Source organism: Methylobacterium trifolii (assembly GCF_022179685.1).
Taxonomy (GTDB): Bacteria; Pseudomonadota; Alphaproteobacteria; order Rhizobiales; family Beijerinckiaceae; genus Methylobacterium; species Methylobacterium trifolii.
The window spans coordinates 22,704-30,024 of record NZ_BPRB01000186.1; the positions used below are offsets into that span (position 1 = coordinate 22,704).

General features: G+C 69.2%; 7 protein-coding genes. 6 read left to right on the forward strand and 1 reads right to left on the reverse strand.

Annotated features, from left to right (window positions below; genetic code table 11):
• The first annotated feature begins 143 nt into the window (after nucleotides 1-143).
• The 5 genes from solA (at nucleotide 144) to COGEMETH_RS16330 (ending at nucleotide 4,668) form a co-directional block, all read left to right on the forward strand.
• Nucleotides 144-1,313 carry an N-methyl-L-tryptophan oxidase gene (solA, locus tag COGEMETH_RS16310; protein ID WP_238183653.1) on the forward strand — a complete coding sequence of 390 codons (1,170 nt, stop codon included), beginning with the start codon at nucleotides 144-146 and terminating at the stop codon, nucleotides 1,311-1,313.
• A 65-nt stretch (nucleotides 1,314-1,378) separates the two neighbouring features.
• Entirely contained in the window at nucleotides 1,379-2,209 is an 831-nt protein-coding gene (locus tag COGEMETH_RS16315) for a transporter substrate-binding domain-containing protein (RefSeq protein ID WP_238183654.1), read from the forward strand.
• Between the two features lie 46 nt (nucleotides 2,210-2,255).
• Complete coding sequence (locus COGEMETH_RS16320; protein WP_238183655.1) at nucleotides 2,256-3,005, forward strand: amino acid ABC transporter permease; 750 nt, start codon at nucleotides 2,256-2,258, stop codon at nucleotides 3,003-3,005.
• A gap of 11 nt (nucleotides 3,006-3,016) precedes the next feature.
• The gene (locus COGEMETH_RS16325; protein ID WP_373875382.1) at nucleotides 3,017-3,886 is read left to right on the forward strand and encodes an amino acid ABC transporter permease; all 870 of its coding nucleotides are present in this window, start codon (nucleotides 3,017-3,019) and stop codon (nucleotides 3,884-3,886) included.
• 17 nt (nucleotides 3,887-3,903) lie between these two features.
• On the forward strand, nucleotides 3,904-4,668 hold the full coding sequence (locus COGEMETH_RS16330) for an amino acid ABC transporter ATP-binding protein (protein ID WP_283215004.1): 765 nt from the start codon (nucleotides 3,904-3,906) through the stop codon (nucleotides 4,666-4,668).
• 144 nt (nucleotides 4,669-4,812) lie between these two features.
• On the opposite strand, the gene COGEMETH_RS16335 is transcribed toward COGEMETH_RS16330, so the two are convergent.
• On the reverse strand, nucleotides 4,813-5,514 hold the full coding sequence (locus tag COGEMETH_RS16335) for a L,D-transpeptidase (RefSeq protein WP_238183657.1): 702 nt from the start codon (nucleotides 5,512-5,514) through the stop codon (nucleotides 4,813-4,815).
• 484 nt (nucleotides 5,515-5,998) lie between these two features.
• On the opposite strand from COGEMETH_RS16335, the gene COGEMETH_RS16340 reads away from it, so the two are divergent.
• Entirely contained in the window at nucleotides 5,999-7,117 is a 1,119-nt protein-coding gene (locus COGEMETH_RS16340; protein WP_238183658.1) for a metallophosphoesterase, read from the forward strand.
• Nucleotides 7,118-7,321: the final 204 nt, after the last annotated feature.

Sequence of the window (7,321 nt, forward strand, 5' to 3'; positions counted from 1 at the left end):
GCTGGGAACCCGCATTGTGGTCACCAGCCGAGGCTTGCACCCAGGGACGCCCGCAAGATGCCCAGCATCGTCGCCGCTCCGCGGCGTTCATCCTCGTGCGGGAACCGGCCCGGCTCCCGGACCCGGCGGCGGGAGGCCGTCTAGTGGTCGAGAAGTGCGAGGTCGCCGTGTTGGGGTTGGGCGCGATGGGAAGCGCCGCCCTGTATCAGTTGGCACGCCGCGGCGCCTCGGTGATCGGGCTGGATCGCTTTGCCCCACCCCATACCTTCGGATCGAGCCACGGTGAGACGCGGATCACGCGCCAGGCCGTGGGCGAGGGCAGCGACTACGTCCCCTTCGTCACCGCCTCCCATCGCATCTGGCGCGAACTCGAGGCGGAGACCGGGGAGGCCTTGCTGAACGCCTGCGGTGCCCTCGTCATGGCACCGGGCAACGGCGTTTCGTCTCACCACGGCAAGCCGGACTTCGTCGGCCGCTCGATTGCCGCGGCAAGGGCGGCCGGGATCGTCCACGAGGTCCTCGACGGCACGGTGGTCGCGCGGCGCTTCCCGCAATTCCTGAACCTCGCCGGCGACGAGAAGGCCTATTACGAGCCCTGCGGCGGCTACGTCTTCCCGGAGCGCTGCGTCTCCGCGCAACTGCGGCGCGCCCGTGAACTGGGGGCCGAGACCCGGACGGGCTACGAGGTCCTGGGACTTCGGCAGGATGCTGCCGGCGTGCACATCGAGACGACCCACGGCAGCATCGTGGCCGACCGCGCCGTCGTCACCGCCGGTGCCTGGACCGCTCCGCTTCTGGGGCGCCCGTTCGACCGGCTGCTGACGGTCCGGCGCCAACTCCTGCACTGGTACGCCCTCGACGACACCTCGGCCTACGGGCCGGAGTCGCCCGTCTTCATATGGATGTACGGGACCGGCGATACGGACTACCTCTACGGTTTCCCGCCGATGCCGGGCTACGCCACCATCAAGGTCGCCACGGAGCAGTACGATACCGTCACAACCGCCGACGCGGTCGATCGCACCGTGGACCCTCGGGAGTCGGACCGCATGTATCGGCTGCGCGTGAAGGATCGACTGGCGGGTGCGACCCCGAACCTCGTCCAGGCGGTCGCCTGCGTCTACACGGTGACGCCCGACCGCGGGTTCATCATCGACCGGCACCCGGAGATGGAGCGGGTGCTCGTGGTCTCCGCCTGCTCCGGCCACGGCTTCAAGCACTCCGCCGGCATCGGCGAGGCCGTGGCCGAGGAAATGGCCGGGGGCGGGAGCCGGATCGACCTGGCGCCGTTCGCCCTCGCCCGGCTCCACTGAGGCGCGCCACGATGGCGCGTCGATTGCTTGAGACCCACCCAGATCTCCCGAACAGGACCGATCCGATGCGAAACACGATCCGCGCCATCACCGCTGCCGGGGTCCTGGCCGCGCTGGCGCTCGGGGCGCCCGGGCGGGCCGTAGCCGCGGACGGCGTCGAGGCGATCAAGCAGCGCGGGACGCTGATCGTCGGCGTCAAGGCCGACTACAAGCCCTTCGGCTTCCGCGATCCGAGCGGCGCGATCATCGGTCTGGAGCCCGACCTCGCGGCCGACGTCGCCAAGCGCCTCGGGGTGAAGCTCGAACTGGTGCCGGTGGTCTCGGCCAACCGGATCGAGTTCCTGCAGCAGGGCAAGGTCGACCTGCTGATCGCCACGCTCTCCGACAAGCCCGAGCGCCGCCGCGTCGTGCAGGCGATTGATCCGCAATACTACTCGGACTTCGTCAACGTGCTCCTGCCCAAGACCTCGGGCATCACGGAGTGGGCCCAGCTGAAGGGCAAACCGCTCTGCGCGACCTCGGGGGCGTGGTACAACAAGGACGTGGCGCGCACCTACGGCGCGGAGATCGTCGCCTTCGACGGCTCCGAGAAGCCGCTCTTCGCGCTCAAGCAGGGCAACTGCCTGGGCTACGTCTACGACCAGAGCATGCTGCAGGGTAAGCTCCTCGACGACGACTGGAAGGCCGGCTACGCCCTGCCGCTCCCGGGCATTCTCGACGCGCCCTGGATGATGGCGGTCGCGCCGGGCAACACCTCGCTGCAGACGATGGTCGAGGCGACGACCAAGGACTGGATGAAGACCGGCCTCATCGTGGCGAAGGAGAAGGCCTGGGGCATCGAGCCGACCGCCTACTCGAAGGCGATGCACGAGAAGTACAAGAACGCGACCAACTGATGCGAATCCGCCCGGCAGGTCCGCACGACGGTCGGCGGCGGTCGCGATGATCGATACGATCCAGGCCTGGTTCCAGCGTCTCTACGAGACGACGGGCCTGAACTTCACGGTCTTCTACGACGCGTACGACTGGAACCGCTACGTCGGCGGCCTTCGGATGACGCTTCTACTCGGCGTCACCACCATTCTCGCAAGCCTCGCGATCGGGGCGGTGGGAGCGCTGCTTCAGAGCAGCCCGTCCCGCCTCTTGCGGGGGCTGGTCAACGGCTTCGTCGTGGCCTTCCGCAACACGCCGCCGCTGGTGCAGATCTTCTTCTTTTACTTCGGCATCGGCACACTGCTGCCGGCCGCGCGGACGGCCGATGGCCTGCGCGCACCCATCCTCGACAACGTGCAGTGGGCGATCGTCTCGCTGTCGCTGTTTGCCGGCGCGTTCAACGTCGAGATCTTCCGTTCCGGCATCGAGGCGGTGCCCAAGACCACCGTCGAGGCTGCCGAGGCCCTGGGCTACACCCGGCTGAAGGCCTACCGGCACGTCGTCCTGCCGCTGGCGCTCCGCGTCTGCCTGCCGGCCCTGAACAACAACCTGATCAATCTCCTCAAGACCACGACGCTGGCCTACGCCATCGCGGTTCCGGAAACGCTCTACGCGGTCAAGCAGATCTGGTCCGAGTCCCAGAACGTGCTGGAGATGATGCTCGTGCTGCTCGCGACCTACGCCGTCCTCGTCGGCGCCCTCGTCTGGATCATGCACCGCTGGGAGCGGGCGCTGCGCATACCGGGATACGGCCGATGACGGACCCTGCGATGAACGGCCGGCCGGCAGGGGGCGGCCCGCCGGGGGAGGGGGGGCATCCCGGCGACCTGCCGGTCCTGCTGCCCTCCGCACTGTCCCGCACCGGCCCCGAGACGCGGCTGCGCCCGGCCCATGCGTGGTTGCTGTGCGGCCTTGCGGCCGTCGCGCTCCCGGCCTGGGCGCAGGCCGGCAGCGGTGCGTCGTCTCCGCTGGAGGTGGTGATCCGGTGGGCGCCGCTTCTGCTGACGGGCTTCGCCTTCAACGTGGCGATCTCGCTGATGGCGATGCTGCTGGGCACCCTGGCCGGAACGGGGCTCGGCATCGCCATGCTCGCCGAGGGTCCGGTGCTCCGCCGCCTCGCCTGGACGGTGACGCAGGTCTTCCGCAACGTGCCGTGGCTGGTGCTGCTGTTCTTCGTGATGTTCCTCGTGCCGTTCCAGGTCACGGTGCTCGGCGTGCGCGTGCCGCTGCCCGACTGGGTCAAGGCGACGTTCGGATTCGCCCTGCCGGTGATGGCCAACGTGGCCGAGATCGTGCGCGGGGCCGTGCGCTCCGTGCCGACGACGCAGTGGGAAGCCGCCGAGTCCCTGGCCTTCACCCGCCGGCAGATCCTGTGGCGCATCATCCTGCCCCAGTGCGCCAAGCGCATGCTGCCGCCGTGGATGAACGTCTACGCGCTCATCGCCATGGCCACCGTGCAGGCCTCGATCGTTGGCGTCACCGAAATGCTGACGCTCACCGCGCAGGTGCATGCGGCCGAGGGCGGGCGGCCGGAGCTTTTCGCGCCGCTCTACGGCTTCGCCCTGCTCTGCTTCTTCCTTTACTGCTACCCGATCGACCGGCTGACCGCCCGCCTGGAACGTCGCTTCGAAACCCGCTGACCGTCAACCGAGTGATCATGGCCGGTATCCCGCCTTCGACCTGGACCTCCGACCAGCCGATCGTTCGGGTGAGCGACGTGCACAAGTCGTTCGGCACGTTCGAGGTCCTGAAGGGCATCAGCTTCGACGTGCGCAAGGGAGAGGTCGTCTGCATCATCGGTCCGTCGGGCTCGGGCAAGTCGACGCTGATCCGCTGCATCAACGCCCTCGTGCCGGTGACCTCGGGCACGATCCGCGTCGCGGGGATCGAGGTCGCCGACCCGAAGCTCGACAAGCTGGCCCTGCGCCGCACGGTCGGCATGGTCTTCCAGCAATACAACCTGTTCCCGCACAAGACGGCGCTCGCCAACGTGATGATGGCCCCCCTCCACGTCCTCGGGCAGAACCGGGCCGAGGTCGAGGTCCGGGCCCGCGCGCTGCTCGCCAAGGTGCGGCTGGCCGGCAAGGAGGATGCCTATCCGGGCGAGTTGTCCGGTGGCCAGCAGCAGCGCGTGGCCATCGCCCGCTCGCTGGCGATGCGGCCCGACGTGATGCTGTTCGACGAGGTCACGGCCGCGCTCGATCCCGAGACGGTCAAGGAGGTGCTCGTCACCATCCGCGAACTGGCCGAGGAGGGCATGACCTGCCTGCTCGTGACCCACGAGATGAACTTCGCACGTGAGGTCGCCGACCACGTCTACTTCACCGACCGGGGCGTGATCGTGGAGCATGGACCGCCGGCGACGCTCTTCTCGGCTGCGCAGGACGAGCGCACCCGCCGCTTCCTCTCGCAAGTCCTCTGAATCCTGGTGCGATCCACCTGAACACCGGCAGCAAGGTGGTCGACGCCATGCTCTATCGGCCCAATGGATGCGGTTCGGGAGCGTGCCGACAGATCACGAACGCGTCCCGGTCGGGGCCGTGTGGAGCGAGGCCAACGCCGTCGCCTACGTGGGCAGAACGACGACCTTCGTCTTGACCGGCGTCCGTGCGTAGAGGTGGATCATGTCCTGGCTGAGCAGGCCGACACAGCCGCTCGTAATGCCGCTGCCGATCGTCTCGGGCTCGCTGCTGGCGTAGATCGTGTAGAGCGTATAGGCGCCATTCTGGTAGAGATGGAGGGTGCGGGCGCCGAGCGGGTTGTCGAGGCCCCCCGGCATGCCGCGGGCGTATTTGGCGGCCTCGGGCTGGCGCCGGATCATCTCCTTGGGCGGTGTCCAGGTCGCCCATTCGGACTTGCGGCCGACGTAAGCGTCACCGCTCCACAAGAACCCGTCGCGGCCGACATTGGCGCCGTAACGGGTGGCGGCCCCGTCGCCCTCGATGCGGTAGACGTAGAAGTTGCCGGGATCGACGACGATCGTACCGGGCGGTTCCTTGGTCTCGTAACGCACCGTCCGGCGATAGAATTTCGGATCGACCTTACTTATATCGACCGCCGGGATCGGGAACTTCTCGTCCGGCATCGGACCGTAGACTCTCGCTGCCTCGGCGAGGATCAAGCCGTCGGATGTCGCGCACCCGGCGAGCCCCAGGGCGCTGAGACCGGCGGCCGAGCCGACCAGAAACGACCGGCGGTCGAGAAGCCTCCGCCGACGCCCGGGCAGAGCGATCTCACCCGCATGGGCATTCCCACCGTCCATGATCATGCTTCCGGACTTCCCATGCCCTGCGGCGCGACGCGACAACGCTGGGCCACACACCCGTCGCGCGTACTGCCAATCTGAAAGCGGCCACGCTTGCTGTGAATGCCAAGCTCGGCTTTTGCGTCGAGAGTATGGCCGAGGCCTTTTCGGTCCCCGGGATTGGCGGTCGACAGCGACGTGTGGACACCCTTGCAGCGTATGACCGCTCGAAGGCAGCGCACCGAATCCTGCTCCTGATGCGCAGCCGCGCCGCGGCTCGATCGCGGGTCGGGTGGGATGCTGATGGCTCCTCGAATCGAGACTCATCATGCTTTCGGCCATCGAGACGACCTGCCGCCCCTGGAACGTCAGCCGCTTCATCGGACCCAGGCCGCCCCTCAGGCCCGAGCACGTCCGGGCGATCCGATCCCGCCTGGAGCGCCCCGGCCTCGGGGGGCCGAGCCGCAGGTTTTGCCCTCGGACCGTCGCCCGGTCCATGTAGCGGCCCATGATCCGATTGATCCCCAGTCTGCCCGCCGCCTACGTCATTGCGCGGGGCGTGTGGCCCCTTCCATGGCCGCCGGCGCTCAAGCTCGGCTTGGCGGCCGTTCTGCTGGTCGCATCCCAGTACCACCTGTGGAGTCGCCTCTCCTCCGGATCGGTCTTCGCGCCCGAGTTTCCCCGCCCGGTGGTGATCCTGTTCAACGGAGCGTTCGGCGCGATCGCACTGGCGGCGGCCATGCTGCTCGCCCTCGACGTCGCGGCGCTGGCGTCCCTCGTCCTACCCGGGGGCGGTTGGGCAATCTCCACCCCATGGCGCTACGCGGTCGCCCTCACGGCCGCGCTCCTGGCGGCGTTCGCCGTGTGGCAGGCCGTGCGCGTGCCGCCGCTGAAGGACGTCGCCGTCGCGATCGCGGACCTGCCCCCCGGCTTCGACGGCTACACGATCTTGCACCTGACCGACCTGCACATCAGCCGCCTGTTCCCGGCCGCGTGGGCGCGGGCCGTCGTCGCGCGTGCCAACGGCCTCGGGGTCGACCTGATCGTGGTGACGGGCGACTTCATCGACGGTTCGCTCGCAGCCCGCCGGGCCGACGTCGAGCCCCTGCGCGCCTTGCGGGTGCGGGACGGCGTCTGGGCCGTGCCGGGCAACCACGAGTATTTCTTCGACCACGACGCCTGGATGCGTCACCTCGCCGGGCTGGGGGTTCACGTCCTCGCCAACGCCCATACGGTCCTGGCGCGCGGTGGCGACACGCTGGTGCTGGCAGGCGTGACCGACCGCTCCGCACCCGCCACCGGCCACCCAGGGCCCGACCTCGACGCCGCCCTGGCGGGGGCGCCCACGATTGCGCCGATCGTGCTGCTGGATCACCAGCCCGCGAACGCCGCGCGGGCCGCCGCGCGTGGGGTCGCGCTGCAGCTGTCCGGGCACACCCACGGCGGCATGATCCGCGGTCTGGACCGACTGGTCGCGCGTGGCAACGCCGGGTTCGTCTCCGGCGCGTACCGGGTCGGGGCCATGCTGCTCTACGTCAGCAACGGCACCGCGCTGTGGCCCGGTTTCGCCCTTCGGCTCGGCCGCCCGTCCGAGCTGACGCGGATCACCCTGCGGACCTCGCCATGACGCCGACCCGATCCCGACGCCCGACGCTTGCGCCGCGGATCGAGCGTGTGGATTGCCCCGGTCACGGCGCAGGTGATGATGACCTTCCCCTGTGCTGCCATGCTCGGTCCCTCTGACAGTCCTCGTGGGCGCGCAGCGGCGCGGGCCGTGCGTCCCGGCGGCGCATGCGGGCGGGGAGTTCGGCGGTCACTCCGTAGACCGCGG